Source organism: Ramlibacter sp. bp-362 (genome assembly GCF_054956735.1).
Map to the genome: position 1 here is coordinate 73,586 of NZ_JBUDXE010000010.1, position 23,927 is coordinate 97,512.

Below are 23,927 nucleotides of genomic sequence, written 5' to 3' on the forward strand. Positions count from 1 at the left end.
CATGCACTCCGTCCTCATCATCGACGATCACGACGTCGTCCGCCTGGGACTGGAGGCCCTGCTGTCGCGCTGCCCGCAGGTGCGCGTGGTGGGGTCCGCCGACAGCCTCAAGAGCGGCATCGCGCTGGTCGAGCGCCTGCATCCCGCCCTGGTGATCTGCGACATGGGCCTGGGCGACTCCAGCGGCATCGCCACCGTGCGGGCGCTCGCCCCGATCGCGCGGCGGCTGCTGGTCGTGACCATGCAGGACGAGATGTTCTACGCGGAGCAGGCCCTCGCGGCCGGCGCGGCCGGCTACCTGATGAAGGACCGCGTGCAGGCCAACCTGCTGCAGGCCGTGCTGGCGATCCTGCATGGCGGGACCTGGACCAGCCCGCAGCTGAATGCGCGCATCGTCAACCGCTACCTGCGCCGCAACGCCGCCGTCCGGCAGGCCTCCGTGGAAGGCCTCGCGGCGCTGAGCCCGCGCGAACTGCAGGTGCTGGACCTGCTGCGCGCGGGCAAGACGACCAAGGAGATCGCGGTGCTGCTGCACCTGAGCGCCCGCACCGTGGACATCCACCGCGCCAACATGAAGAAGAAGCTGCGCCTGCGCAGCGGCGCGGAGCTGATCGCCTTCGCGTCGCGCCGGCCCTGAGTGCAGGCAATCACCGAGGGCCGCTAGGTACAAGTACATAGCGCCGGCGCCGCGGCGATCCTCATGATGCGTACTTTCGGGTGAGGGCCTCGCCGCAGCGGCGGGGCGCAGGAGAGGGAATCGGATGGATTGCACTGCCGCTGGAGACCTGGCCTGCATGCCGGGCGAGGACACACGGGACACGTTCGGCAGCTCCGCGCGGCCGGACCGCCCCGCCGACGCGAGCCTGTGCCTCGCCTGCCCGGTGCGCACGGCCTGCATCGGCAGCCTGGCCGCCGCGGCCGGCACGCGCCAGCTGCTGACGGTGCTGGGCGGATGGCGGCGGCTGCGCGCCGGCGAACTCGCCTTCCGCGCATCCGAAGCGGACTCCACGCTCTATGCCGTGCGCAGCGGCTCGCTCAAGTCGGTCGTGCCGGGCGCCGCCGGCCTGGCCGTGCGGGGCTTCCACTTCCCCGGCGAAATCATCGGCGCCGCCGGCCTCTGCAGCGGCCGCCCGGGCACGCTCGTCGTCGCACTGGAGCCGACGGAACTCTGCGCGCTGCGCTGGGGCCCGCCTTCGGCATGCACCGGCCGCGTCTGGGACATGGCCAGCCGCGAGCTGCTGCGCGAGCGCGTGCAGTCATCGTGGCTCGCCGGCCTCCCGCCCGCCCAGCGCGTCACCGCGTTCCGCTCCCACCTCGCGCCGCGCCTGCGCGCCGGCGGCCCGCGCAAGGCGGGCCCCCCCGCCGCCGACGTGGCGAGCTACCTGGAGGTCCCGGAACACCTCGTCGAAGCCGCATCGACTCCGTAGGGTGGCGCGGCGCAAGCCGCGGAAGGTGAGCCGAAGGCGACCCCCACCGCTCGCCCGCGCTCAGGCCGGTTCGGCAATCTTGGGTTGACCGAGCGACCGCAGCACATCCCGCACCATCTGCGCCCTGTCCTTCACGTCCACCAGCGACTTCTCCACCCGCAGCTTGTCGTTTCCCGCCAGCTTGATGTGCCGGTTCTTCTGCACCAGCTGGATGATCGCCAGCGGCTCCACCGGCGGGTTCGCCTTGAACGTGATGTTGATCATCGTCGGCGCCGCATCGACCTTCACCACGCCGTAGGGCCGCGCCAGCACGCGCAGGCGGTGCACGTCGATCAGCGTCTGCGCCTGCGGCGGCAGCTTGCCGAAGCGGTCGACGATCTCCTCCAGCAGGCGGTCGATCTGGTCCACGTTCTTCGCGGTCGCCAGCTTCTTGTAGAAGGACAGGCGCAGGTGCACGTCGCCGCAGTAGTCGTCGGGCAGCAGCGCCGGCGCATGCAGGTTGATCTCGGTCGTCACGGACAGCGGCGCCAGCAGGTCCGGCTCCTTGCCGGCCTTGAGCGACTTCACGGCTTCCGACAGCATCTCGTTGTATAGCTGGAAGCCGACCTCCAGCATGTTGCCGCTCTGGTTCTCGCCCAGCACCTCGCCGGCGCCGCGGATCTCCAGGTCGTGCATCGCGAGGTAGAAGCCCGAGCCGAGCTCCTCCATCTGCTGGATCGCGTCCAGGCGCTGCGCCGCCTGCTTGGTCAGGCCCTGCACGTCCGGCACCATCAGGTAGGCGTAGGCCTGGTGGTGGCTGCGGCCGACGCGGCCGCGCAGCTGGTGCAGCTGCGCCAGGCCGAACTTGTCGGCGCGCGCGATCACGATGGTGTTGGCGGTCGGCACGTCGATGCCGGTCTCGATGATGGTGGAGCACAGCAGCACGTTGAAGCGCTGCTGCACGAAGTCGCGCATCACCCGCTCCAGCTCGCGCTCCGGCATCTGGCCGTGGGCGACGGCGATGCGCGCCTCCGGCAGCAGCCGCTCCAGGGCTTCCCGCCGGTTCTGGATGGTCTCCACCTCGTTGTGCAGGAAGTAGACCTGGCCGCCGCGCTTCAGCTCGCGCAGCACCGCTTCGCGGATCACGCCGCTGCCCTCGTTGCGAACGAAGGTCTTGATCGCCAGCCGCCGCTGCGGCGCCGTGGCGATCACCGACAGGTCGCGCAGGCCCTCCAGCGCCATGCCGAGCGTGCGCGGGATCGGGGTGGCGGTGAGCGTCAGCACGTCCACCTCGGCGCGCATCGCCTTGATCGCCTCCTTGTGGCGCACGCCGAAGCGGTGCTCCTCGTCGATGATCAGCAGGCCCAGGTTCTTGAACTGGATGGACGAGGACAGCAGCTTGTGCGTGCCGACCACGATGTCGATGCTGCCGTCGGCGAGGCCCTTGGCCGCGGCGGTGATCTCCTTGCCGGAGCGGAAGCGGCTCATCTCCGCCACCTTCACGGGCCACTTGCCGAAGCGGTCCACCAGCGTGCGGTAGTGCTGCTCCGCCAGCAGCGTGGTCGGCGCGAGGAAGGCCACCTGCTTGCCGCCCGTGACGGCGACGAAGGCGGCGCGCAGCGCCACCTCGGTCTTGCCGAAGCCCACGTCGCCGCACACCAGGCGGTCCATGGGGTGGGGCGAGACCATGTCCTGGATCACGGCGTGGATCGCGGCGTTCTGGTCCGCCGTCTCCTCGAAGCCGAAGTCGTTGGCGAAGGTTTCGTAGTCCTGCGCCGAGAAGCGGAAGGAATGCCCCTGCCGCGCGGCGCGCCGCGCGTAGAGGTTCAGCAGTTCGGCCGCCGTGTCGCGCACCTGCTCCGCCGCCCGGCGCTTGGCCTTCTCCCACTGGCCGGAGCCGAGCTTGTGCAGCGGCGCCTCCTCGGCGCCGACGCCGGTGTAGCGGCTGATCAGGTGCAGCTGGCTCACCGGCACGTAGAGCGTCGCCTTGTCCGCGTATTCGAGGTGCAGGAACTCGGTGTTGCCCTGGCCGAGGTCGAGGTTGACCAGGCCCTTGTAGCGGCCGATGCCGTGCTGCGCGTGCACCACCGGGTCGCCGACCTTGAGCTCCGACAGGTCCTTGATCAGCGCCTCGACGTCGCTGACCTGTTCCTGCTTCTTGCGCCGCCGCGACGTGGGCGCGCTGGCGAAGAGCTCGGTCTCGGTGACGAACTCCAGGCCTTCCTCCATCCAGGCGAAGCCGCCGGCGAGGGCGGCCGTGGCGATGCCCAGCTTCTCGTCGCTCGCCTGGAACTCCGCCAGCGCATCGAAGGCGGGGAGGGTGAGGTGGCTCGCGCGGAGGAAGTCCAGCAGGCTCTCGCGCCGGCCGGCGCTCTCGGCCAGCACCAGCACGCGGTGGTCCGTCGCCTTCAGGTGCTGCTTGAAGCGCGCCAGCGGATCCTCGGCGCCGCGCACGACGGCGATGTCGGGCAGGCGCCGGAATTCGGCATAGCCTTCCTCCTGCGGCACCTGCCTGATCGCGAGCTGCGCATGCGCGTTCGCCCGCACGAAGAACTGCTCGGACGACAGGAAGAGGGCGTCAGGCGGCAGCACGGGCCGGTCGGGGTCCCCCTGGACCAGCCGGTAGCGGTCGCGCGTGTCCTGCCAGAAGCGCAGGAAGGCCGGTTCGAGGTCACCGTGCAGAACGACGACCGAGCGCTCGCCGAAGTAGTCGAAGACGGTCGCCGTCTCCTCGAAGAACAGCGGCAGGTAGTACTCGATGCCGGCGGTGGCGACGCCGTTGCCCATGTCCTTGTAGATGCGGCTGCGCGTGGGGTCGCCTTCCAGCAGTTCGCGCCAGCGGTGGCGGAAGCGCGCCCGGGCATCGTCGTCCATCGGGAACTCGCGGCCCGGCAGCAGCCGCACCTCCGGCACGGGGTAGAGGCTGCGCTGCGTGTCGGGGTCGAAGGTGCGGATGGAGTCGACCTCGTCGTCGAACAGGTCCACCCGGTAGGGCACCGACGAGCCCATGGGGAACAGGTCGATCAGGCCGCCGCGCACGGCGTATTCGCCGGGGCTCACCACCTGGGTCACGTGGTTGTAGCCGGCCAGGGTGAGCTGCGCCTTGAGCTTCGCCTCGTCCAGCTTCTGCTGCACGCGGAAGTGGAAGGTGTAGCCGGCCAGGAAGGCGGGCGGCGCCACGCGGTACAGGGCCGTGCTCGCCGGCACCAGCACGACGTCGGCTTCGCGCTGCAGGATGCGCCACAGCGTCGCGAGGCGCTCGCTGATCAGGTCCTGGTGCGGCGAGAAGCTGTCGTAGGGCAGCGTCTCCCAGTCGGGAAAGAGGGCGCAGCGCAGCTGCGGCGCGAAGAAGGCGATCTCGTCGAGCAGGCGCCGCGCATCGTTGGCGTCGGCCGTGACGATGGCGGTGAGCTTGCCCTCCTGCAGTTCGCGCGTGGCCAGTTGCGCCAGCAGCAGCGCATCGGCCGAGCCGGCCGGGCGCGGCAGCGTCATGCGCCGGCCGGGGGAAAGCTTGGGTAAGTCCATCGTTTTCGGAGCGGAAATGCAAAACACCCCGCTGCTCGAGAGGGCGGGGTGTGCAAGGATTCTACGAGGAATAGAATGAAAGCGACGGACATGAACGCGAGCGCACCTCCTCCCCGGTATTTCGCACTCATCCCCTGCGCCGGACACGGCAGCCGCGCCGGCACGACGGGGCCCAAGCAGTACGAACGCGTCGCAGGCCAGCCCATGGTCTGGCACACGCTGTCGGCCTTCGCCGGCGTGAAGCGCATCGCGCGCACGCTGGTGGTGGTCGCCCCCGGCGACGGCTTCTTCGAACGCAATCCCACCACCTCGGCGCTGGTCGTCGCCTGCGGCGGGCCCACGCGCGCGGCGAGCGTGGCCAACGGCCTGCGCGAACTGCGCCGCGCCGGCGCGGTCGACCACGACTGGGTGCTGGTGCACGATGCCGCCCGCTGCCTGATCACGCCGGAGCTGATCGACCGGCTGATCGACTCCTGCTGCGACGACGAGGTCGGCGGCCTGCTGGCGCATCCCCTGGCCGACACGCTCAAGATCGGCGAGAACGGGCGGGTGGCCGGCACCATCAACCGCGGCGACAAGTGGCAGGCGCAGACGCCGCAGATGTTCCGCCTGGGCACGCTGCGGCACGCGCTGGAGGCGGCGGGCGACAAGCTCACCGACGAATCCGGCGCCATCGAGGCCATGGGCCTGAAGCCCCTGCTGGTGGAAGCCGGCGGCCAGAACTTCAAGGTCACCTACCCCGAGGACTTCGCGATGGCCGAAGCCGTGCTGCGGGCGCGGCACTGATGCAGGTCCGCGTCGGCGAGGGCTGGGACACGCACGCCCTGGTGCCCGGGCGCGCCCTGGTGCTGGGCGGGGTGCGGATCCCGTTCGAACGCGGGCTGCTGGGGCACTCCGACGCCGATGCGCTGCTGCATGCGATCACGGATGCCGTGCTTGGCGCCGCGGGGCTGGGCGACATCGGCCGGCATTTCCCCGACACGGACGAACGCTTCCGTGGCGCGGATTCGGTGGCGCTGCTGCGGGAAGCGGTGGCGCGCGCGCGGGCCGCGGGCTGGGAGGTCGGCAACGTGGACAGCACCGTCGTGGCCCAGGCACCGAAGCTCGCCCCGCACATCGCCGCCATGCGCGAGCGGATCGCGCAGGCGCTGGGCGTGGCGCCGGATCAGGTCAACGTGAAGGCGAAGACGGCCGAGAGGCTGGGGCCGGTGGGCATGGGGCAGAGCATCGAGGCCCGTGCAGTGGTGCTGCTGACCCGCTAAGCCGCCACCGGCCTCTTGTCCGCCTCCGCCCCGCCCGGCACCGGCGGCATCTGGCGCGGCCGCTGCAGCTTGATGTGCGCGGCCAGCCCGCCCGAGGTGGTGTTCGACAGCGCGAAGATCCCGCCCATGCGCTGCACCGTCTTGTCGACGATCGCCAGCCCCAGGCCGGCGCCCGTGGCCGCCGTGCGGGCCGCGTCGCCGCGGAAGAAGGGCTTGATCAGGTTGGGCAGCGCCTCGGGCGACACGCCCATGCCGTGGTCGCGCACCTTCAGCAGCACCCAGTCGTTGCGCGCGCGCGCGGCGATGTCCACCACGGCGATGCCGGTCTCGGGCGTCTTGCCGTAGCGGCGGGCGTTTTCCAGCAGGTTGGCGACCACGCGGGCGAGTTCCACCTCGTCGGCCAGCACCTGCATGTTCTTGGGCATGTCCAGGTTGACGCGGATGTCGCCATGGTCCGCGATCGCGTACATGCAGGCCTCGATCACGTCGTTCAGCACCACGGGCTTGAGCTCCGCATGGTCCGGCCGCGCGTAGTCGAGGAACTTGTCGATGATCGCGTCGAGCTGGTCGATGTCGGCCGCCATGTGCTCGCGCGCGTCGGCGTCCACCACGCTCATCTCCGTTTCCAGCCGCAGGCGGGCCAGCGGCGTGCGCAGGTCGTGCGAGATGCCGGCCAGCATGACGGCGCGGTCCTGCTCGATCTTGGCCAGCTGCTGGGCCATGCGGTTGAAGCCGATGTTGACCTCGCGGATCTCGCTGGTCACCGCCTTCTCGTCGAGGCGGCTGGCGTCGAAGTCGCCGTCACGCACGCGGCTGGCGGCGAAGGACAGCTGCTTCAGGGGCCGGTTGATCAGGCGCGCGATCACCGCGGCGCCCGCGAGCGACAGCGCCGCCGCCGTGATCAGCCAGACGAGCCAGGTGCGGCCGCCGACCTGCGAGAAGCGGGTGCGGTCCAGCAGCATCCAGTAGTCGTCCTTGTCGATCTTGAAGCCGATCCACAGGCCTTCCTCGTGGTTGACGCTGCTGGCCATGACGGTGCCATGGCCCAGGCGCGTGACCAGCTCGTCCACGATGCGCCGGTCCATCGCGCTGCCCGCGAGCGGCGAGAACTTGTCCGTGGGTTCGCGCGGCAGGATGCGCACGCCTTCCTGGTCGGCCAGGGTCTTGATCAGCGAGACCCGGGCGATCGGGTCGGCATGGACCAGCGCGGCGCGGCTGAGGTTCACCAGCGAGGCGATCTGCTGCGCCGTCTGCACGGCGCGGGGCTCGAACTCCAGGGCGCTGAAGGTCTGCAGCCAGGCGACGATGGAGCCGATCAGCAGCAGCGACAGCAGGAAGAAGGTCCGCCAGAACAGCGACAGCCCCAGGCGGGGCCGCATCTCCAGCGGCGCCGGGGCGGTCTCCAGCGGGGCCGGGCTGGTGGGTTCGGGGTTGGACATGACGGCCCGGATCATGGAGTCATTCTGTCACCCGCGCACCCCGCTGCTCATCAGCCGGCGCCGTCCGGGACGAAAACGTAGCCGACGCCCCACACGGTCTGGATGTAGCGCGGCGACGCGGGATCCGCCTCGATGAGCTTGCGCAGGCGCGAGACCTGCACGTCGAGGCTGCGGTCGAAGGGCTCGAACTCGCGGCCGCGGGCCAGCTGGGCCAGCTTCTCGCGCGACAGCGGCTGGCGGGGGTGGCGCACCAGGGCCTTGAGCATCGCGAACTCGCCGGTCGTCAGCGGCAGTTCCTCGCCGTTCTTGCGCAGGGTGCGGGCGCCCAGGTCGAAGGCGAAGGGGCCGAAGGACACGACCTCGTTGTCGGAAGAGGGCGCGCCCGGCGCTTCCTGGGCCGGCCGGCGGCGCAGCACCGCGTGCACGCGGGCCAGCAGCTCGCGCGGGTTGAAGGGCTTGCCCAGGTAGTCGTCGGCGCCGACTTCCAGCCCGACGATGCGGTCGACGTCCTCGCCCTTGGCGGTGAGCATGATGATGGGCGTGCGGTCGTTGGCGGCCCGCAGGCGGCGGCAGATCGACAGGCCGTCCTCGCCGGGCATCATCAGGTCGAGCACGATCAGGTCGGCCGTTTCGCGCAGCATCAGGCGGTTCAGGGCCTTGCCGTCCTCGGCGAGGATCACCTCGAAGCCTTCCTGCGTCAGGTAGCGGCGCAACAGGTCGCGGATGCGCGCGTCGTCGTCCACCACGAGGATCTTGTCGGTCCGTGCTGCAGCTTGGGTCATGGGTCTCCAGAAGCCAATTTGTAACAGCGCCGATTCTGACGGCGGGTTTCGCCGATTTCGGGTTTTCCCCGGTGGTTTTTCACCGGGTTACAAATGTTGCCCCAGCGGTCGCGCGTTGACAAGGGCGCAGTGAACCCCGGGGCCGCCCGGCCGTTCTACAGGGCATGAAGTCCCTCGCCGCCGTGCTTGCGTTCTCCTGCCTGGGGGCCTGGGCCGCGTCGGACCCGCCGCCGCGCGCGCCCGTGCCGGACCTGCGGCAGGTCGTGGAGCAATACGATGCGGGCAGCGGCGCGGCGCCGCGGCGCCTCACGGCCGCCGAGCGTGCCGAGTTGCGGCGCCAGCTCTCCGAGCAGGCGCGCCCCGCGCGGACGGCTCGGCCGGCTCGCCCGGCCCGCCCGCTCAAGCAAAGAAAGGAACCATGAGAACGAGAACGATGCTGGCCGGCTGCGCGCTGGCCGCGGCCACCGCTGCCGCTTCCGCCCAGGTCATGCCCCCGCCGCAGAACGTCCTGCAACTGCAGGCCAGCGGCACCGTGGAGGTGCAGCAGGACCTGCTGCAGATGAACCTGACCACCGCGCGCGAAGGCAGCGATCCCGCCGTCGTGCAGTCGCAGCTGAAGACCGCGCTCGACGCCGCGCTGAACGAGGCCAGGAAAAGCGCGCAGCCCGGGCAACTGGATGTGCGTACCGGCAACTTTGCGCTCTATCCGCGTCACAACCGCGACGGCCGCATCACCGGCTGGACGGGGACGGCCGAACTCGTGCTGGAAGGCCGCGACTTCGCGCGGATCACGCAGACCGCCGGTCGCATCCAGACCATGACCCTGGGCGGCGTCAGCTTCGGGCTCAGCCGCGAGCAGCGCGCGCGCGTCGAAACCGAGGCGCAGTCGCTCGCCATCGAACGCTTCAAGGACAAGGCGAGCGAGCTCGCGCGCGGCTTCGGGTTCACCGGCTACACGCTGCGGGAAGTGGCGGTGAACACCAACGAGCCGGGCTTCATGCCGCGCATGCGCATGATGGCGCAGGCGGCCCCCGAGGCCGCCAAGGACGCCGCCGTGCCGGTGGAGCCGGGCAAGAGCAGCGTGGTGGTGACGGTCTCCGGGTCCGTCCAGTTGCGCTAGGAGCCTGGGCGGCAGAGAAACGGGCCTGCGTTGGGCCGAGAAGGGGGCGCAGGCTAGGCGCGGGCGCGGGTCAAGCCTGGACGGCTTGACCCGTGGCCGTAACGACGCATGCGCCCCCTTATCGGCCCAACCCTTCGGGCCGGGGTCTGGAGCCGTGCCAGGCGTCGTTACAGGCTCCTTGTGTAGATCGACTACACGGCGTCGCCTGCGCCTAGCCTGGCACGGCTCCAGACCCCGGCGCAGGCCCGTTTCTCTGCCGCCCAGGCTCCTAGCCGCGCGCGCAGCCGTCCGACAAGGAGTGCGCGGTCGCGCAGCTAAGCTGCGTGGCATGTCTGCCGTCCTGTCCGACCCCGGCGAGGCCGCGGCCCGGCCCGCGCGCGGCGCCGAGTGGTTCATCGTGCGCAACCAGGCGTCCGGCTCGTCGGCGGAAGGCGAGGCGCGCGCGGCCATCGCGCGCGAGCTCGACGCCGCCGGGCAGCCCCACCGCTTCGTCGAGGTGCCCCGTGGCGGGATCGTGCAGGCCTGCCAGCAGGCCGCCCGCGAGGTGGCCGGCCAGGGTGGCGTGCTGGTGGCGGTGGGCGGCGACGGCACGATCAACTGCGCCGCGCAGGCGGCGCTCACGCACGGCTGCGTGCTGGGCGTCATCGCGCAGGGCACCTTCAACCTGTTCGCGCGCGACCTCGGGCTGCCGCTGGACGCAGCAGAGGCGACGCGTGCGCTGCTGCGCGCGCGGCCCGAGCCGGTGCAGGTGGGATTGGTGAACGAACGCGTGTTCCTGGTCAACGCGTCGGTGGGCCTCTATCCCAAGCTGCTGGCCGACCGGGAGGAGGTCAAGCGGAAGCTGGGGCGGAGGCGCTGGGTGGCGATGCTGGCGGCGCTGAAGACGCTGTTCGAATGGCGGCTGCGCCTGCGGCTGGACGTGGACATGGACGGCGACGTGCGCCCGCTGCGCACGGCCAGCGTCTTCCTCAGCAACAACCGGGTGCAGCTCGAACGCGTGGGCCTGCCGGAGGACGTCGTGGCGCAGGTCGGCAGCGGCCGGCTCGCCTGCGTGCTGGTGCGGCCGCTGGATGCCTGGGCCAAGCTGCGCATGCTGGCCGCGGCGGCCTTCGGCACGCTGGGCGGGGAGCGCGAGATCCAGACCCTGGCGCTGCGCTCGCTGACGGCGGCCACGCGCAGCGCGCGCCGCCTCAAGGTGGCCACCGACGGCGAGGTGCAGTGGATGGAACTGCCGCTGCGCTTCACCGTCTCGCCGCGGCCGCTGCGCGTGCTGCTGCCGCCCGAGGAAGAGAGGCTGCCGCGCAAATGACGGTGCTGCTGCACATCTCCGACACGCACTTCGGGACCGAGGAAGCGCCGGTCGTCGCGGCCCTGCAGGCCTTGGCGCGCGAGCAGCGGCCGGACGCGGTGGTCCTCAGCGGCGACGTCACGCAGCGCGCGCGGCGCGCGCAGTTCGCCGCGGCGCGGCGCTTCTGCGATTCGCTGGGCGTCGAGCGCCTGCTCGCGCTGCCGGGCAACCACGACATCCCGCTCTACAACGTGGCGGCGCGCCTCTTCTCGCCCTATGCCGGCTACCAGGCCGCCTTCGGCGACGACCTGGAGCCGGAGCTCGCCTTCGCGGACGTGCTGGTGATCGGCGTGAACACCACGCGGGCGCACCGGCACAAGGACGGCGAGGTCTCCCCCCGGCAGATCGAGCGCGTCGTGCAGCGGTTGCGCGGCGCGCCGGCGAGCCAGCTGCGCGTCGTCGTCACGCACCAGCCGGCCTGCGTGATGCGCCCGGAAGACGAGGAGAACCGCCTGCACGGAGGGGAAGAGGCGGTGCAGGCGTGGGCCCGCGCGGGCGCCGACCTCGTGCTGGGCGGCCACATCCACCTGCCTTACGTCAGCGACCTGTGCGCCCGCGCGGAGGCCGCCACGCAGCGGCCGCTGTACTGCATCCAGGCGGGCACGGCGCTGTCGCGCCGCGTGCGGCACGGCACGCCCAACTCGGTCAACCTGGTGCGCTGGAAGCCACCCGCGAACGGCGCCGCCCGCGTGTGCCACGTGGAGCGCTGGGACTACGACCTGGCCGACGACCGCTTCGAGCTCACGCACCCGTACGAGCTGAAGCTGGGGGATTGAGGCTTACTGCGCCGCCCAGCCGCCGTCCATGTTCCACGCCGCGCCACGCACGTTCTTCGCGGCGTCGGAGCAGAAGAACACGGCGAGTTCGCCCAGTTCCTCGGGCGTGGTGAACTGCAGCGAGGGCTCCTTCTCGGCCAGCAGCTGCTTCTTCGCTTCCTCGTTGGACAGCTTGTGTTCGGCGGCGCGCGCGTCCACCTGCTTCTGCACCAGCGGCGTCAGCACCCAGCCGGGGCAGATCGCGTTGCAGGTGATGCCGGTGGTGGCCGTTTCCAGCGCCGTCACCTTGGTGAGGCCCACGATGCCGTGCTTGGCGGCGACGTAGGCGGCCTTCTGCGCCGAGGCGACCAGGCCGTGCACGGAAGCGACGTTGATGATGCGGCCCCAGTTCGCCTTGCGCATGGCGGGCAACGCCAGGCGCGTGGTGTGGAAGGCGCTCGACAGGTTGATCGCGAGGATCGCGTCCCAGCGCTCGGGCGGGAAGTCCTCGATGGCGGCGACGTGCTGGATGCCGGCGTTGTTGACGAGCACGTCCACGCGCCCGAACGCTTCGGCGGCGTACTTCATCATCGCCTCGATCTCGGCCGGCTTGCTCATGTCGGCGGCGTGGTAGCCCACCTTCACGCCCAGCGCCGCGATCTCGCGCTTCGGGCCCTCGGCGTCGCCGAAGCCATTCAGCACGATGTCGGCGCCCTGGCGGGCGAGCGCCCGGGCGATGCCCAGGCCGATGCCGCTGGTGGAGCCGGTGACGAGGGCGGTCTTGCCTTTGAGCATGGTTTTTCTCTCTCCGGGATGATTTAGGATGACGTGGGCAGAGCGTATCCCTTTCCACGCCGCGCGCGCATCCATGACCGTCCCTACGCTGAACTACGTATCGTGCCCCGAGCCGGCCGGCAGCCATCGCATGGCGTACTGGCTGTGGGGCGCGGCCGACGCGCCGCACGTGGTCGTGTGCGCGCACGGGCTGTCGCGCCAGGGCCGCGACTTCGACGTGCTGGCGCGCGCGCTGGTGGAACGCAGCCCGCGGCCGCTGCGCGTGGCGTGCCCCGACGTCGTGGGCCGCGGCCGCAGCGACTGGCTGGCCGATCCCATGGGCTACGTCGTGCCGACCTACGTGGCCGACATGCTGCAGATGCTCGCGCAGCTGCATGCGCAGGCGCCGATCGCGGCGCTCGACTGGGTGGGCACGAGCATGGGCGGGCTGATCGGCATGGGCCTGGCCGGCACGCCGGGCCTGCCGCTGCCTGCGCCGGTGCGCCGCCTGGTGCTCAACGACGTCGGCCCCGTGATCCAGTGGAGCGCGCTGCAGCGCATCGGCACGTACCTGGGCCACACGGGCCGGTTCGAATCGGTGCAGCAGGCGGCCGACGCCATGTGGCAGGTCTCGCAGGGCTTCGGTCCGCACACGCCGCAACAGTGGCTGGCGCTCTCGCAGGCGATGGTCAAGCCGCTGCCGCAGGGCGGCTTCACGCTGCACTACGACCCGGCGATCGCCGTGCCCTTCCGCACGCTGGACGAGGCGGCGGCGCAGGCCGGCCAGGCGGCGCTCTGGCAGCTGTACGACAACATCCGCGCGCGCACGCTGCTGCTGCGCGGCGCGCAATCCGACCTGCTGTCCGCCGCGACGGCGCAGGAAATGCAGCGGCGCGGGCCGAAGCCGCGCCTCGTCGAATTCGAGGGCGTCGGGCACGCGCCGACGCTCGTCGCACCCGGGCAGGTCGAGGCGGTCGCCGCCTTCCTGCTGGCCAAGGAATCCCCCGCCGATGAAAAGCCAGGCCGCGGAACAGGGTGACGCCGCGCTCGCCGTCCCCGACCTCGTGGCGGCCGCCGAGCAGGCGCTGCCGCAGCAGGCGCACGCGCTGTCGCGCGCCCGTGCCTTCGCCGAACCGCTGATCGCCGGCGAGACGCTGGACACCGGCGAGAACACGCTCGCGCACGCCGACGCGGTGGCCGGCATCCTGAAGTCCATGGGCGGCTCCGAGGCCATGCAGGCCGCGAGCTACCTGGTCTACGCCTGCGCCCACCTGAACAAGCCGCAGGAGGTGATCGCCAAGGCCTTCGGCGAAAGCTACGCGGCGCTGGCCATCGAGACCAACAAGCTGGTGCGCGTGCAGATCCAGGCGCGCGGCGCCGACGGCGCCTCGCGCCTGCTCGACGACCCCGCCGTGCAGACCGAGATGGTCCGCAAGATGCTGCTGGCCTTCTCGCGCGACCTGCGGGTCGTGCTGCTTCGGCTGGCCTCGCGCCTGCAGACGCTGCGGTGGTTCGCGGCGACCAAGCAGGTGCTGCATCCCAGCGTGGCGCGCGAGGCGCTGCAGGTGTTCGCGCCGCTGGCCAACCGCCTGGGCATCTGGCAGGTGAAGTGGGAGATGGAGGACCTGGCCTTCCGCTTCCTGGAGCCCGACACCTACCGGCGCGTCGCCGGCTGGCTGGACGAGAAGCGGGTCGAGCGCGAGCAGTACGTCGAGCAGCTGCGCAGCCGGCTGGAGGCCGACCTGCGGGCGCAGGGCCTCTTCGCCCAGGTGCACGGCCGGCCCAAGCACATCTACAGCATCGTCAAGAAGATGCGCGGCAAGTCGCTGGAATTCAGCCAGGTGCTGGACGTGCGGGCGCTGCGCGTGATCGTGCCCGACGTGAAGGACTGCTACGCGGCGCTGGACTGGGTGCACTCGCATTTCACGCCGGTGCTGGAGGAGTTCGACGACTACATCGCCAAGCCCAAGCCCAACGGCTACCAGTCGCTGCACACGGTGGTGCGCGACGCGGCGGGGCGGCCGATCGAGATCCAGATCCGCACGCAGGCGATGCACGAGCACGCGGAGCACGGCGTCGCCGCGCACTGGGCGTACAAGGAGGCGGGGCAGAAGGGCTACGCCGGCATCAGCGCCTCGACCGAGTACGACACCAAGATCGCCGTTCTGCGCCAGCTGCTCGCCTGGGAGCGCGACCTCGCCGGCTCGGTGCAGGGCCTGTTCGAGGACCGGATCTACGTGCTGACGCCGCAGGCCTCGGTGGTGGAGCTGCCGCAAGGGGCAACGCCGGTGGACTTCGCCTACAGCGTGCACACCGACCTGGGCCATCGCTGCCGCGGCGCCCGCGTGGACGGCGCGATGGTGCCGCTGAACACGCCGCTGAAGAACGGGCAGACGGTGGAGATCGTCGCCGCGAAGGAGGGTGGTCCTTCGCGCGACTGGCTGAACCCCGACCTCGGCTTCCTCGCGAGCCACCGCGCGCGCGCGAAGGCGCGCGCCTGGTTCAACGAGCAGGTGCGGCACGAGACGGTCGCGCGCGGCCGCGAACTGGTGGAGCGGCTGCTGCAGCGCGAGGGCCGCACGGCGCTGAAGCTGGAGGACCTGGCCTCGCGCCTGGGCTTCCGCTCGGCCGACGACCTGTTCGCCGTCGTCGGCAAGGACGAATTCTCGCTGCGCAACATCGAGGTGCTGCTGCACCCGCCGCCGGAGGCGCCGAGCGAGGACGAGGTCCTGCTGGCGAAGAAGTCGAAGCCGGTGGAGGCCAAGGCGCCCAAGGGCGGCGTGCTGGTGGTGGGCGTCGATTCGCTCATGACGCAGCTGGCCAAGTGCTGCAAGCCGGCGCCGCCGGACGCCATCAGCGGCTTCGTCACGCGCGGCAAGGGCGTGAGCGTGCACCGCCGCGACTGCTCCAACTTCCGCGAGATCGCCGGGCGCAGCCCCGAGCGGGTGATCGAGGTGGAGTGGGGCCTGCCCAAGGGCGGCGAGGCGGCCGTGTACCCGGTGGACGTGGCCATCGAGGCGGCGGACCGGCAGGGGCTGCTGCGCGACATCTCCGAGGTGTTCGCCAAGGAGAAGATGAACGTGGTCGGCGTGCAGACCCAGTCGGTCCGCGGGATCGCCTGGATGACGTTCACGGTGGAGATCGCGGACTCGCAGCGGCTGGCGAAGGTGCTGGTCTCGGTGATGGACGTGCCGGGCGTGCGGGCGGCGCGGCGGCGCTAGGGTCCCTCACCCCGGCCCTCTCCCGCAAGCGGGAGAGGGCGCAAGTCCGAGCCGTGCTAGAATCTCGGGCTCAACGACAGGCGCGTAGCTCAGCTGGTTAGAGCACCACCTTGACATGGTGGGGGTCGTTGGTTCGAGTCCAATCGCGCCTACCAATCCAGGAAACAGGCCCCCGTACGGGGGCCTGTTTTTTCTTGGGCGGCCGGTTCGTCCCATGCATCGAACGAGCCAAAACGCGCATTGGCCCGGCGCGCGGCCAGCGGCGATGATCGGGGCTTCCCAACGCTCCACCCCCGAACGCCGCCATGAAGATCGTCGAGATCCGCGAGAAGACCGTCCCGATCAGCTCCTCCATCCGCAACGCCTACATCGATTTCAGCAAGATGACGCTGAGCCTCGTGGCCGTGGTCACCGACGTCGTCCGCGACGGCAAGCCGGTGGTCGGCTACGGGTTCAACTCCAACGGGCGCTACGGGCAGGGCAGCATGATGCGCGAGCGCTTCATCCCGCGCATCATGGAAGCCGATCCGGCCTCGCTGGTGGACGACAGCGGCGACAACCTGGATCCGCACAGGATCTGGGCCGCGATGTTCCGGAACGAGAAGCCGGGCGGCCACGGCGAGCGCTCGGTCGCGATCGGCACGATCGACATGGCGGTCTGGGACGCCGTCGCCAAGATCGCGGGCAAGCCGCTCTTCCAGCTGCTGGCCGACCGCTACGGCGACGGCAAGCCGAACCGCAAGGTGTTCGTCTATGCCGCCGGCGGCTACTACTACCCCGGGCAGGACCTGCGCAAGCTGCAGGACGAGATGCGCAGCTACCTCGACCGCGGCTACACGGTCGTCAAGAAGAAGATCGGCGGCGGCACGCTGGAGGAAGACCTGCGCCGCATCGACGCGATCATGGAGGTGCTGCAGGACGGCCAGCGCCTGTGCGTGGACGCCAACGGGCGCTTCGACCTGGAGACGGCCATCGCCTACGCCAAGGCGCTGGAACCCTACGACCTGTTCTGGTACGAGGAGGCCGGCGACCCGCTGGACTTCGAGCTGCAGGCCACGCTGCGCGGTTTCTACAAGAACCCGATGGCCACCGGTGAGAACCTGTTCTCGATGCAGGACGCCCGCAACCTGATCCGCTACGGCGGCATGCGCCCCGACCGCGACTGGCTGCAGTTCGACTGCGCCCTGAGCTACGGGCTGGTGGAGTACCTGCGCACGCTGGACATGCTGAAGGAGCACGGCTGGTCGCCCAGCCACTGCGTGCCGCACGGCGGCCACCAGATGTCGCTGAACATCGCGGCCGGCCTGGGGCTGGGCGGCAACGAGTCCTATCCGGACCTGTTCCAGCCCTACGGCGGCTTCCCGGATGGGGTGAAGGTGGTGGACAGCCACGTCACGCTGCCGGAGCTGCCGGGGATCGGGTTCGAGGGGAAGTCGGACCTCTATCGGGAGATGAAGGCGCTGGCGGGCTGAGGCCCGCTGCCCTCACCCCGGCCCTCTCCCGCGAGCGGGAGAGGGAGAAAAGCCTCGGGTGGCGGCGCGCCAGAAGGCTTCGGCGGCGCGGCCCACGCTTTCGCGCTGGCGGTACAGGCGGACCTCGAGGTCCACGTTCCAGCGCGGCTGCGCAGCCGCGACGAGGCGGCCGTGCGCCAGGTCCTCCTCCACCAGCGAGCGCGGGACCCACGCGATGCCGCGGCCGTCCAGCGCCATCGAGCGCAGCACCGACGCGAGATGCGCGGTGAAGACGACCTGGTGCGGGATCTCTTCCAGCGGGCGGCCCACGACGCTGCGGACGATCCGTCCCGTGCCCGACTGCTCGCTGTAGGCGAGCAGGGGCACGCACTCCGCGCCGTCCAGGCTGTGCACGGGCCGTCCTTCCGCGTCGGCCCGCGCGACCGGCACCAGCTGGTCGCTGCCGATGACCGCGGAGAGGTAGCGGTCCGAGTCGAGCGATCCCTGCAGGCGCGGATGCGCGTGGGCCAGCACGAAGTGGACCTTGCCTTCCTGCATCTGCGCCTCGCAGCGCGCGAGCACGTCCGAGGTCAGTTCCACCGGGCCCAGCGTGAGCAGCGATTCCAGGCTGCGCAGCCAGCGCGGCAGGAAGGTGAAGGACAGCGCGTGCGTGCTGGCGATGCGCAGCGTCACCGAGCTCGCCTCGGCGACTTGCCGCGCCTCGCCGGGCAGGCGCGCCGTCCGCGCGACCAGGTCCTCGGCGACACCCTGGAACCAGGTGCCGACTTCCGTCAGCCGCGCCGGCTGGCTGCTGCGGTCCACCAGCGGGGCGCCCAGCCATTCCTCCAGCGCCCGGATGCGGCGGCTGAAGGCCGGCTGGGAACTGTGCCTGTCCTCCGCCGCGCGCGAGAAATTGCCGGTGGCCGCGAGCGACAGGAAGTCCTCGAGCCAGGTGAAGTGGAAGTTCACGGCGCCGTCGCTTCGGCGGCGGCGGGCGCGCCGGCGGCCGCCGGCGGCACGGGCGTGACCAGCACCTGGTCGATGCGGTAGTGGTCGACGTCCATCACCTCGAAGCGGAAGCCGTTCCAGTTCACGCGGTCCGTGCGGCGCGGCATGCGCCGCAGCATCACCATCAGGAAGCCGGAGAGCGTGCCGTACTGGCCGCGCAGCGGCAGGTCCTCGGGGTCGGCATCGATGGCGCGCAGCACCTCCAGGATGGGCGTGAGACCGTCCATGAGCCAGGAGCCGTCCTCCCGCCGCACGATCTGCCCCTCGTCGTCCGGCCCCACCAGGCTGCCCATGACGGTGCTCATCACGTCGTTCAGCGTGATGACGCCGACCACCAGGCTGTACTCGTTGACGATGATGGCGAAGTCCTCGTGCGCCTGCCGGAACTGCGTCAGCACTTCCGACAGCGTCAGGCGGTCGGGCACCAGCAGCGGCTTCTGCACCAGCGCCTTGGCCGGCTCGCCCTGCAGCGTGATCGGCTCGTCCTTCAGCATCAGGGCGAACAGGTCGGCCGCGTCCACGTAGCCGACCACGCCGTCGATGCTGCCGTCGCACACGAGGTAGGTGGAGTGCGGCTCGGCGGCGATGCGGGTGCGGATCGCCTCCTCGTCGTCGTCCAGCAGGAAGTGCACGACCCGCTCGCGCGGGGTCATCGCGCTCTGGACCGTCCGCGTGTCGAGCTCGAACAGGTTCTCGATCACCTGCTGCTCCTGCGCGTGCAGCACGCCCGATTCGGCGCCCGCGGCCGCCAGCGCCAGGATGTCGGCCGAGGTGATGCGCTCGTCGCGCTGCGCCGGCAGCCCGAAGAGCTTGAACAGCAGCCCGGCCACGCCGTTGAACAGCCACACGGCCGGGCGCAGGATGCGGATCCACCAGAGCATGGGCGTCACCACCCGGATCGCCAGCCGCTCCGGCTCAGCCAGCCCCAGGCGCTTGGGGAACAGGTCCGAGAAGAGGGTGAACAGGGAGGTGATGACCAGGAAGGAGACGATGAAGGCGATGGACTGCGCGGCCTGGGCCTCCACGAAGCCCAGCAGCGGCAGCACGTAGGGCGTGAGGGCGCCTTCGCCGACGATGCCGCCGAGGATCGCGACCATGTTCTGGCCCAGCTGCACCACGGTCACGTAGTCGCCGGGCTGGCGCTGGATCTCCAGCACGCGCTCGGCCCGCGGCTCGCCCTCGTCGGCGAGCTGGCGCAGCCGCAGGCGGCGCGCCGCCGCCAGCGAGATTTCGGCCAGCGAGAAGAAGGCGCTGAGGAGGATCAGCACCGCGATGGCCAGGAAGCTGCCCATGGGTCCCATGCCTCGGCAGTGTAGTCTTCGGTAAGGGTTGACCCCGGCATCCCGGCCGGGTGGGCTCCCTAGAATCTGCTGCAACGCAACAGTGCGGGCTGCAGCCCGCCCCGAGGAGTCCCGTTCGTGACCAGCAAGAAAGCCAGCGGCGCCGCGCGGCCCGCGCAGCGCGTGATCAAGAAGTATCCCAACCGCCGGCTCTACGACACCGAGACCTCCACCTACATCACCCTGGCCGAAGTCAAGCAGCTGGTGATGGACAACCAGCCCTTCGTGGTGCGCGACGCCAAGACCAACGAGGACCTCACGCGCAGCATCCTGCTGCAGATCATCCTGGAGGAGGAGGCCGGCGGCGCGCCCATGTTCACGGAGGCCGCGCTGGCCAACATCATCCGGTTCTACGGCCACGCGATGCAGGGCTTCATGGGCAGCTACCTGGAGAAGAACGTGCAGGCCTTCACCGACCTGCAGAGCCAGATGGCGGAACAGTCCAAGAACTTCACCCCGGAGATGTGGGCGCAGTTCATGAACATGCCCATGCCCGCCATGGCGGGCACCTACGCCGAACAGTCCAAGGCCATGCTGGACCAGATGCAGAAGAACACCGAGCAGATGCTCGCGGCATTCGGCATCAAGAAATAGGACTTTCCAATACAGGGACAATACGGGGATGAGCGAGACCGCCATCCCCGACACCGCCACGAGCACGCCCAGGGTGGGCTTCGTGAGCCTCGGCTGCCCCAAGGCGCTGACCGATTCCGAACTGATCCTGACCCAGCTGAGCGCCGAGGGCTACGCCACGTCCAAGACCTTCGAGGGCGCCGACCTGGTGATCGTCAACACCTGCGGCTTCATCGACGACGCCGTCAAGGAGAGCCTGGACACCATCGGCGAGGCGCTCGCCAGCAACGGCAAGGTCATCGTCACCGGCTGCCTGGGCGCGCGCAGCGACGCGGCCGGCGGCAACATGGTGCACAACGTCCATCCCTCGGTGCTGGCCGTCACCGGCCCGCACGCCACGCAGGAGGTGATGGACGCGGTGCACGCGCACCTGCCCAAGCCGCACGATCCCTTCGTGGACCTGGTGCCGGCAGCTGGCATCAAGCTGACGCCCAAGCACTACGCGTACCTCAAGATCAGCGAGGGGTGCAACCACCGCTGCACCTTCTGCATCATCCCTTCGATGCGGGGCGACCTGGTCTCGCGGCCGGTCGGCGACGTGCTGAAGGAGGCGCGGGCGCTGTTCGAGTCGGGCGTGAAGGAACTGCTGGTGGTGAGCCAGGACACGTCGGCCTACGGCGTGGACACGAAGTACCGCACCGGCTTCTTCGACGGCCGTCCGGTCAAGACGCGCATGCTGGACCTCGTGGCGGCGCTCGGCGAACTCGCGGCGCCGCACGGCGCCTGGGTGCGGCTGCACTACGTGTATCCGTACCCGCATGTCGACGAGATCGTCCCGCTGATGGCGCAGGGCCTCGTGCTGCCCTACCTGGACGTCCCGTTCCAGCACAGCCACCCGGACGTGCTGCGGCGGATGAAGCGCCCGGCCAGCGGCGAGAAGAACCTCGAGCGCATCGCCCGTTGGCGCGAGCTGTGCCCCGAGATCGTGGTGCGCAGCACCTTCATCGCCGGCTTCCCCGGCGAGACGGAGGAGGAGTTCGAACACCTGCTGGACTTCGTGCGCGAGGCGCAGATCGACCGCGCCGGCTGTTTCGCCTACAGCCCGGTGGAGGGCGCCGCGGCCAACGAACTGCCCGGCATGCTGCCGCAGGAAGTCCGCGAGGAGCGGCGCGCCCGCTTCATGGCGGTGGCCGAGGAAGTGTCGGCGCAGCGGCTGCAGCGGCGCGTCGGCGCGACCATGCAGGTGCTGGTGGACGCGGCGCCGGCGCTGGGCCGCAACGGCGGCGTCGGCCGCAGCTACGCGGACGCGCCGGAGATCGACGGCACCGTGCGCCTGCTGCCGCCGCAAAAGCTGAGCAAGCGCCTCGCCGTCGGCGAGTTCACCCGGGCCCGCATCGTGGCCACCGATGGCCACGATCTCGTGGCCGAGCCCGTCTGACGGGCGCACAAACAACAAGGCCGGCGGGTGCCGGCCTTATGATGCCCCTCGTGTCGAGAATTGGGGCCCAAACAAAAAGCCGGCATCGGCCGGCTTCTCGTCTTGTCTGGTGCCCAGGAGAGGACTCGAACCTCCACGATGTTACTCGCTAGTACCTGAAACTAGTGCGTCTACCAATTCCGCCACCTGGGCATTTCAGGAAAAACAAGATTGTATATCAAAAACATCGAACGAAACAATGGCGCCGGACTCCTCGATGAGATCGAGGGCGTGATCCAGGGGCATCGCGACGGCCACGGCTACGTGGTGCGCGACGACGGCGAAGCCGACATCTACCTGCCCCCCAACGAGATGCGCGCGGTGCTGCACCGCGACCGCGTGCGGGCGCGCATCGTGCGGCACGACCGCAAGGGCCGGCCCGAGGGCCGCGTCGTCGAGATCGTCGAGCGGCCGCCGCATCCCATCATCGGCCGGCTGCTGCACGAAAGCGGCGTGTGGCTGGTGGCGCCGGAAGACAAGCGCTACGGCCAGGACGTGCTGATCCCCAAGGGCGCCACCGGCCTCGCGAAGGCGGGCCAGGTGGTGGTGGTCGAACTGACCGAGCCGCCGAGCCTCTATGGCCAGCCCGTGGGCCGCGTGAAGGAAGTGCTGGGCGAGATCGACGATCCCGGCATGGAGATCGAGATCGCGGTGCGCAAGTACGGCGTGCCGCACGAGTTCTCGGAAGCCTGCATCGCGCAGGCGCGCAGCCTGCCCGACAAGGTGCGGCCGGCCGACCGCAAGAAGCGCGTGGACCTGACCGACGTGCCGCTGGTGACCATCGACGGCGAGGACGCCCGCGACTTCGACGACGCCGTCTACTGCGAGCCGGCGAAGGTCGGCCGCGGCAAGGGCTGGCGCCTGCTGGTCGCCATCGCCGACGTCAGCCACTACGTGACCACCGGCAGCGCGATCGACGTCGACGCGTACGACCGCGCCACGAGCGTCTACTTCCCGCGCCGCGTGATCCCGATGCTGCCGGAGAAGCTGTCCAACGGCCTGTGCTCGCTCAATCCCGAGGTCGAGCGCCTGTGCATGGTCTGCGACATGCTGGTCACGGCGACGGGCGACATCCACGCCTACCAGTTCTATCCGGCGGTGATGTGGAGCCACGCGCGCATGACCTATACCGAGGTCGCCGCGATCCTGGCGAACACGCGCGGGCCGGAAGCGACCCGGCGCAAGGAACTGGTGCCGCACTTCCTGAACCTGCACGACGTCTACCGGGCGCTGCTGATGGCGCGCGAGGCCCGCGGCGCCGTGGACTTCGACACCGTGGAGACGCAGATCATCTGCGACGAGAACGGCCGCATCGAGCAGATCGTGCCGCGCGTGCGCAACGACGCGCACAAGCTGATCGAGGAGGCGATGCTCGCCGCGAACGTCTGCGCCGCCGACTTCATCCAGCAGGCCGGCCACCCGGGCCTGTACCGCGTGCACGAAGGGCCGACGCCGGAGAAGAAGGAGATCCTGCGCACCTACCTCAAGGCGCTCGCCGTGGGCATGACGATCTCCGAGGACCCGGCCCCGATGGAGTTCCAGAAGATCGCGCTCGCCACGAAGGAGCGGCCTGACGCGCAGCAGATCCAGACCATGCTGCTGCGCTCCATGCAGCAGGCGATCTACACGCCGATCAACAGCGGCCACTTCGGCCTGGCCTACGAGGCCTACACGCACTTCACCAGCCCGATCCGGCGCTATCCCGACCTGCTGGTGCACCGCGTGATCAAGGCGATCCTGGAGGACGAGCGCTACCAGTTGCCGGCGCTGCCCACGCCGGGCGAGGCGCACGAGAAACTGGCGCGGCGCCTCGCCGCGCGGGTGTCGCCGCCGAAGCTGAAGCCGCGGGCGAAGATCGCCGCCTCGCCGCGCGAGCTGCAGGCCTGGGAGGCTGCGGGCTTCCATTGCAGCGCCAACGAGCGGCGCGCCGACGAGGCCAGCCGCGACGTCGAGGCCTGGCTCAAGTGCAAGTACATGCGCGACCACCTGGGCGAGGAGTATTCCGGCGTGGTCACGGCCGTCACCAGCTTCGGCATCTTCGTCACGCTGGACGCGATGTACGTCGAGGGCCTGGTGCACATCACCGAGCTGGGCGGCGAGTACTTCAAGTTCGACGAGGCCCGGCAGGAACTGCGCGGCGAGCGCACCGGCATCCGCTACGCCATCGGCACGCGGCTGCGCGTGCAGGTGAGCCGCGTCGACCTGGACGGCCGCAAGATCGACTTCCGGCTGGTGCGCGAGGGCGAGGACCTCATGGCCCGCGCGTTGAAGGACAAGGGCGTCGCGCCCGCGCGCGAAGGCGTGCCGGCCAAGAGCTCGACCAAGCGCGCCGCCAAGAAGGCGGCGGCGGGCAAGAAGGCCAGGTCGCCGGTGGACGCCGCGAAGACGGCGGCCAAGAAGGCGGCGGCCAAGACCCGCGTGGCGCGCAAGACGCGGCGCTGAACCC

General features: G+C 70.4%; 20 protein-coding genes and 2 tRNA genes. 15 read left to right on the forward strand and 7 right to left on the reverse strand.

Going from position 1 to position 23,927, the window contains the following annotated elements:
• Position 1 precedes the first annotated feature (1 nt).
• Together ACY0MJ_RS15505 and ACY0MJ_RS15510 are read left to right on the forward strand one after the other, a co-directional pair.
• Entirely contained in the window at positions 2–637 is a 636-nt protein-coding gene (locus tag ACY0MJ_RS15505; RefSeq protein ID WP_462639393.1) for a response regulator, read from the forward strand.
• A gap of 124 nt (positions 638–761) precedes the next feature.
• Positions 762–1,427 carry a Crp/Fnr family transcriptional regulator gene (locus ACY0MJ_RS15510; protein ID WP_462639395.1) on the forward strand — a complete coding sequence of 222 codons (666 nt, stop codon included), beginning with the start codon at positions 762–764 and terminating at the stop codon, positions 1,425–1,427.
• Between the two features lie 60 nt (positions 1,428–1,487).
• Here ACY0MJ_RS15510 and mfd read toward each other — a convergent pair whose 3' ends face one another.
• Entirely contained in the window at positions 1,488–4,931 is a 3,444-nt protein-coding gene (gene mfd, locus ACY0MJ_RS15515; protein WP_462639396.1) for a transcription-repair coupling factor, read from the reverse strand.
• A 75-nt stretch (positions 4,932–5,006) separates the two neighbouring features.
• Here mfd and ispD point away from each other — a divergent pair, with 75 nt between their 5' ends.
• On the forward strand, positions 5,007–5,717 hold the full coding sequence (gene ispD, locus ACY0MJ_RS15520; RefSeq protein ID WP_462639397.1) for a 2-C-methyl-D-erythritol 4-phosphate cytidylyltransferase: 711 nt from the start codon (positions 5,007–5,009) through the stop codon (positions 5,715–5,717).
• Positions 5,717–6,193: a 2-C-methyl-D-erythritol 2,4-cyclodiphosphate synthase gene (ispF, locus tag ACY0MJ_RS15525; RefSeq protein WP_462639398.1), complete on the forward strand. Its 477-nt coding sequence runs from the start codon at positions 5,717–5,719 to the stop codon at positions 6,191–6,193. The genes ispD and ispF overlap by 1 nt, the downstream gene beginning before the upstream one ends.
• Here the strand turns inward: ispF and ACY0MJ_RS15530 are convergent.
• Positions 6,190–7,647 (reverse strand): sensor histidine kinase, encoded by a 1,458-nt coding sequence (locus tag ACY0MJ_RS15530; protein ID WP_462639399.1) that lies wholly within the window; start codon positions 7,645–7,647, stop codon positions 6,190–6,192. The genes ispF and ACY0MJ_RS15530 overlap by 4 nt on opposite strands.
• 35 nt (positions 7,648–7,682) lie before the next feature.
• Positions 7,683–8,414, reverse strand: coding sequence for an osmolarity response regulator transcription factor OmpR (gene ompR / locus ACY0MJ_RS15535; protein WP_169419489.1), 732 nt, complete (start codon positions 8,412–8,414; stop codon positions 7,683–7,685).
• Between the two features lie 164 nt (positions 8,415–8,578).
• Between ompR and ACY0MJ_RS15540 the strand changes: the two genes are divergently transcribed.
• The 4 genes from ACY0MJ_RS15540 (at position 8,579) to ACY0MJ_RS15555 (ending at position 11,658) form a co-directional block, all read left to right on the forward strand.
• Positions 8,579–8,836, forward strand: coding sequence for a hypothetical protein (locus tag ACY0MJ_RS15540; protein WP_462639401.1), 258 nt, complete (start codon positions 8,579–8,581; stop codon positions 8,834–8,836).
• Entirely contained in the window at positions 8,833–9,534 is a 702-nt protein-coding gene (locus tag ACY0MJ_RS15545; protein ID WP_462639402.1) for an SIMPL domain-containing protein, read from the forward strand. The genes ACY0MJ_RS15540 and ACY0MJ_RS15545 overlap by 4 nt, the downstream gene beginning before the upstream one ends.
• Before the next feature lie 328 nt (positions 9,535–9,862).
• Positions 9,863–10,843 carry a diacylglycerol/lipid kinase family protein gene (locus ACY0MJ_RS15550; protein ID WP_462639403.1) on the forward strand — a complete coding sequence of 327 codons (981 nt, stop codon included), beginning with the start codon at positions 9,863–9,865 and terminating at the stop codon, positions 10,841–10,843.
• The gene (locus ACY0MJ_RS15555) at positions 10,840–11,658 is read left to right on the forward strand and encodes a metallophosphoesterase family protein (protein WP_462639404.1); all 819 of its coding nucleotides are present in this window, start codon (positions 10,840–10,842) and stop codon (positions 11,656–11,658) included. Before ACY0MJ_RS15550 ends, ACY0MJ_RS15555 begins: the two co-directional genes overlap by 4 nt.
• Before the next feature lie 3 nt (positions 11,659–11,661).
• Here the strand turns inward: ACY0MJ_RS15555 and ACY0MJ_RS15560 are convergent, their stop codons facing one another.
• Complete coding sequence (locus ACY0MJ_RS15560) at positions 11,662–12,432, reverse strand: 3-hydroxybutyrate dehydrogenase (protein WP_462639405.1); 771 nt, start codon at positions 12,430–12,432, stop codon at positions 11,662–11,664.
• Positions 12,433–12,505: 73 nt separating this feature from the next.
• Here ACY0MJ_RS15560 and ACY0MJ_RS15565 point away from each other — a divergent pair, with 73 nt between their 5' ends.
• From ACY0MJ_RS15565 to ACY0MJ_RS15580, 4 genes are all read left to right on the forward strand, one after another.
• Positions 12,506–13,450 carry an alpha/beta fold hydrolase gene (locus ACY0MJ_RS15565; RefSeq protein ID WP_462639406.1) on the forward strand — a complete coding sequence of 315 codons (945 nt, stop codon included), beginning with the start codon at positions 12,506–12,508 and terminating at the stop codon, positions 13,448–13,450.
• Entirely contained in the window at positions 13,422–15,632 is a 2,211-nt protein-coding gene (locus ACY0MJ_RS15570) for a RelA/SpoT family protein (protein WP_462639407.1), read from the forward strand. Before ACY0MJ_RS15565 ends, ACY0MJ_RS15570 begins: the two co-directional genes overlap by 29 nt.
• Before the next feature lie 78 nt (positions 15,633–15,710).
• A tRNA-Val gene (locus ACY0MJ_RS15575) sits at positions 15,711–15,787 on the forward strand.
• 150 nt (positions 15,788–15,937) lie between these two features.
• Positions 15,938–17,104, forward strand: coding sequence for a mandelate racemase/muconate lactonizing enzyme family protein (locus ACY0MJ_RS15580; RefSeq protein WP_462639409.1), 1,167 nt, complete (start codon positions 15,938–15,940; stop codon positions 17,102–17,104).
• Positions 17,105–17,116: 12 nt separating this feature from the next.
• On the opposite strand, the gene ACY0MJ_RS15585 is transcribed toward ACY0MJ_RS15580, so the two are convergent.
• The gene (locus ACY0MJ_RS15585; protein ID WP_462639410.1) at positions 17,117–18,052 is read right to left on the reverse strand and encodes a LysR substrate-binding domain-containing protein; all 936 of its coding nucleotides are present in this window, start codon (positions 18,050–18,052) and stop codon (positions 17,117–17,119) included.
• Positions 18,049–19,392, reverse strand: a complete 1,344-nt coding sequence (gene paeA / locus ACY0MJ_RS15590; protein WP_462639412.1) for a polyamine export protein PaeA — start codon at positions 19,390–19,392, stop codon at positions 18,049–18,051. Before paeA ends, ACY0MJ_RS15585 begins: the two co-directional genes overlap by 4 nt.
• A 117-nt stretch (positions 19,393–19,509) precedes the next feature.
• Here paeA and phaR point away from each other — a divergent pair, with 117 nt between their 5' ends.
• Complete coding sequence (gene phaR, locus ACY0MJ_RS15595; protein WP_462639413.1) at positions 19,510–20,025, forward strand: polyhydroxyalkanoate synthesis repressor PhaR; 516 nt, start codon at positions 19,510–19,512, stop codon at positions 20,023–20,025.
• A gap of 28 nt (positions 20,026–20,053) precedes the next feature.
• Complete coding sequence (rimO, locus tag ACY0MJ_RS15600) at positions 20,054–21,442, forward strand: 30S ribosomal protein S12 methylthiotransferase RimO (RefSeq protein WP_462639414.1); 1,389 nt, start codon at positions 20,054–20,056, stop codon at positions 21,440–21,442.
• Between the two features lie 107 nt (positions 21,443–21,549).
• Here the strand turns inward: rimO and ACY0MJ_RS15605 are convergent.
• Positions 21,550–21,634: transfer RNA gene (locus ACY0MJ_RS15605), tRNA-Leu, on the reverse strand.
• An 18-nt stretch (positions 21,635–21,652) separates the two neighbouring features.
• Here ACY0MJ_RS15605 and rnr point away from each other — a divergent pair.
• Positions 21,653–23,923 (forward strand): ribonuclease R, encoded by a 2,271-nt coding sequence (rnr, locus tag ACY0MJ_RS15610; protein WP_462639415.1) that lies wholly within the window; start codon positions 21,653–21,655, stop codon positions 23,921–23,923.
• Positions 23,924–23,927 lie beyond the last annotated feature (4 nt).

Excerpts from the sequence above, each read along its gene's own strand:
- ispD (WP_462639397.1), top strand. The coding sequence starts at position 5,007 with ATGAAAGCGACGGACATGAACGCGAGCGCACCTCCTCCCCGGTATTTC.
- ACY0MJ_RS15550 (WP_462639403.1), top strand. The coding sequence starts at position 9,863 with ATGTCTGCCGTCCTGTCCGACCCCGGCGAGGCCGCGGCCCGGCCCGCG.
- ACY0MJ_RS15560 (WP_462639405.1), bottom strand. The coding sequence starts at position 12,432 with ATGCTCAAAGGCAAGACCGCCCTCGTCACCGGCTCCACCAGCGGCATC.
- ACY0MJ_RS15545 (WP_462639402.1), top strand. The coding sequence starts at position 8,833 with ATGAGAACGAGAACGATGCTGGCCGGCTGCGCGCTGGCCGCGGCCACC.
- ACY0MJ_RS15580 (WP_462639409.1), top strand. The coding sequence starts at position 15,938 with ATGAAGATCGTCGAGATCCGCGAGAAGACCGTCCCGATCAGCTCCTCC.
- ACY0MJ_RS15510 (WP_462639395.1), top strand. The coding sequence starts at position 762 with ATGGATTGCACTGCCGCTGGAGACCTGGCCTGCATGCCGGGCGAGGAC.
- ACY0MJ_RS15555 (WP_462639404.1), top strand. The coding sequence starts at position 10,840 with ATGACGGTGCTGCTGCACATCTCCGACACGCACTTCGGGACCGAGGAA.
- ispF (WP_462639398.1), top strand. The coding sequence starts at position 5,717 with ATGCAGGTCCGCGTCGGCGAGGGCTGGGACACGCACGCCCTGGTGCCC.
- mfd (WP_462639396.1), bottom strand. The coding sequence starts at position 4,931 with ATGGACTTACCCAAGCTTTCCCCCGGCCGGCGCATGACGCTGCCGCGC.
- ACY0MJ_RS15530 (WP_462639399.1), bottom strand. The coding sequence starts at position 7,647 with ATGATCCGGGCCGTCATGTCCAACCCCGAACCCACCAGCCCGGCCCCG.
- ompR (WP_169419489.1), bottom strand. The coding sequence starts at position 8,414 with ATGACCCAAGCTGCAGCACGGACCGACAAGATCCTCGTGGTGGACGAC.
- ACY0MJ_RS15540 (WP_462639401.1), top strand. The coding sequence starts at position 8,579 with ATGAAGTCCCTCGCCGCCGTGCTTGCGTTCTCCTGCCTGGGGGCCTGG.
- ACY0MJ_RS15570 (WP_462639407.1), top strand. The coding sequence starts at position 13,422 with ATGAAAAGCCAGGCCGCGGAACAGGGTGACGCCGCGCTCGCCGTCCCC.
- ACY0MJ_RS15505 (WP_462639393.1), top strand. The coding sequence starts at position 2 with ATGCACTCCGTCCTCATCATCGACGATCACGACGTCGTCCGCCTGGGA.
- rimO (WP_462639414.1), top strand. The coding sequence starts at position 20,054 with ATGAGCGAGACCGCCATCCCCGACACCGCCACGAGCACGCCCAGGGTG.
- paeA (WP_462639412.1), bottom strand. The coding sequence starts at position 19,392 with ATGGGACCCATGGGCAGCTTCCTGGCCATCGCGGTGCTGATCCTCCTC.
- ACY0MJ_RS15565 (WP_462639406.1), top strand. The coding sequence starts at position 12,506 with ATGACCGTCCCTACGCTGAACTACGTATCGTGCCCCGAGCCGGCCGGC.